The organism is Catenibacterium faecis, assembly GCF_014306455.1.
GTDB classification, from domain to species: domain Bacteria; phylum Bacillota_I; class Bacilli_A; order Erysipelotrichales; family Coprobacillaceae; genus Catenibacterium; species Catenibacterium mitsuoka_A.
In genome coordinates, this window is the sequence record NZ_JACRWG010000118.1 from 1 (window position 1) to 1,972 (window position 1,972).

The following is a 1,972-nucleotide window of genomic DNA, read 5'->3' on the forward strand; positions in this document are numbered from 1 at the left end:
TCATCGATATTACCTCCGGCAAGATAATATCAATAAAATGAAAAAGGACAAAATAATTATGTAGGTTTTCCAACATTCTTATGTTGTCTTTTACCTACATTTTTATTTTATCCTTAGCAATTTTTTTCTAAAATTATCAGTACCCATATCTATATCGATTTTATTATGTACTATTCTATCAAAAAAAGTTTCAGTTAATGTTGGCTTGTGCAGCTTATCATACCGGTCTTTAGATGGATACTGACTACAGAAGATGGTTGAACATGTATTATGTCTTACTTCTATTAATTCTTAAATGAACTGTTTATCTTGATCACTCATTTCATACTTGGCATACTTCTGCATTGTCTGAGATAGGCTCTTTCTAGAGTTTCTCATGTTATTATATAGTTAAATTCAGGTTCATAAAGCTGCATGTAGCTAGAGTAGAAATAATATACCTAGTTATGAGACACTTTTTCAGTTTCCTTACTACTTCGTTATATTTGTTATTATCTTAACTTTCTCATTAAATGATAAAGTGATATAAGTAGTATTAGATTCAATTGTATTTACTGCATTAATGACATCAACAATACTCATCTCAGATGTCTTTTTCACATTTTCCTGTATATTCTGTCTTTTTTAATTATTGGCTAAAATGGCATGGTGTGGAGTTGAATAATTCGAGTCTTTCTTTTATTGCCTTGCACAGTTCCTCAAATGAATTAAGCTTTACATTTCTTAATGAAGTGATTATGGCAGTAACTACTTTACCAACAGTATCTTCAACAGTAGTCTAATCTTTTGGTTTTCTGCCGTTTTTTGGATAAATATATGCATCTTAAACATGAAATCTGCATCTTGGTCATATCATATTTACTTCTTCTAATTGAAATTAGATAATAGAAATATAAAGGAGTGAGTATACATGAAAAATAAAAATGGAATCGAATTATTATACTTATGTTAGGAATCTCGATTGTTTTTAATGGATATTTGTTTGTTGAAAACAAAAATTAAGCTGCAACCATAGTGCAGTTAAATAAAAATAATAAAGAATTAGAAAAGTATAATGATTTATTTGAATTCGGAACAGATACATAATTTGTGGATATTAAAAAAGGTGATGTTCTAATTTCTATGGCTTATCTATATCAAGATAAACAGTTAATAGAAAAACATGGAATTGGGATTGTTGTTTGCTAACAATACTATAGAGTAGGGATAGCTCCTGATATAATACAAAATTTAATAAGGGTGGTTAAGAAATGAATGATTTATTAAAAATGCATTTTAAATTGTTTATAAGAGAAAAGAGGTTTTTTGGTTTATATATAACTAATTTTATATTCTGCTTTTTTGGGATGTTGTTTTATATATTGAAAAAAGTTGATACTATTTTTTTGTTTTATCTAGTAGCACGATTTATTATTTATGTAAGTATTTTATTTTGTGTTATGGTATTTCTTTATTTAAGAAGTGCTAAAAAAAATAAACTTGAAGAAACTTTATTAGCTGTGAATAATACTGAAAATAAGTATCTTCAATATAGTACAATAGTTGTTTTGTTATTATTTGGATTATTAAATATAGTTATCATCTCAATGTTATTTATAAATGCTTTTATAAATAATCAGCTTAATACAATTGATAGTGTCAAGAATCTTGTGTAAATTCTTATTTCCTGTAAATTAAGTTTTCAGTAGATAAGATTAGTTGTTATCTATTAATTTGGAAACCATTGATCACGACCAACTAAACCAAAACCTTTGTGAATTCTATTCATAAATTTTTCATTGTATTGATTGAATTGTGATACTAAGTATTTTTCCATTGATGTTTCGTGATTATTCGCAAGGAACAGCACCGTCAATCGCATAAAGTGCACCACCTATATCACCAACTGCACCACTAGTCTAAAAATCAGAATATACACAACTGCACCACCTCATGGGTGGTCTTTTTGTACTATCATGATATTGGAGACAAT

2 protein-coding genes are annotated in these 1,972 nt (G+C 27.4%); one reads left to right on the top strand and one right to left on the bottom strand.

All coding sequences use genetic code 11. The features are described 5' to 3' along the window. Positions 1 to 1,250: 1,250 nt before the first annotated feature. Positions 1,251 to 1,655 (top strand): hypothetical protein, encoded by a 405-nt coding sequence (locus tag H8909_RS12935; RefSeq protein WP_187013117.1) that lies wholly within the window; start codon positions 1,251 to 1,253, stop codon positions 1,653 to 1,655. A gap of 53 nt (positions 1,656 to 1,708) precedes the next feature. Here the strand turns inward: H8909_RS12935 and H8909_RS12940 are convergent, their stop codons facing one another. After that, on the bottom strand, positions 1,709 to 1,861 hold the full coding sequence (locus H8909_RS12940) for a hypothetical protein (RefSeq protein ID WP_187013118.1): 153 nt from the start codon (positions 1,859 to 1,861) through the stop codon (positions 1,709 to 1,711). Between the last annotated feature and the right edge of the window lie 111 nt (positions 1,862 to 1,972).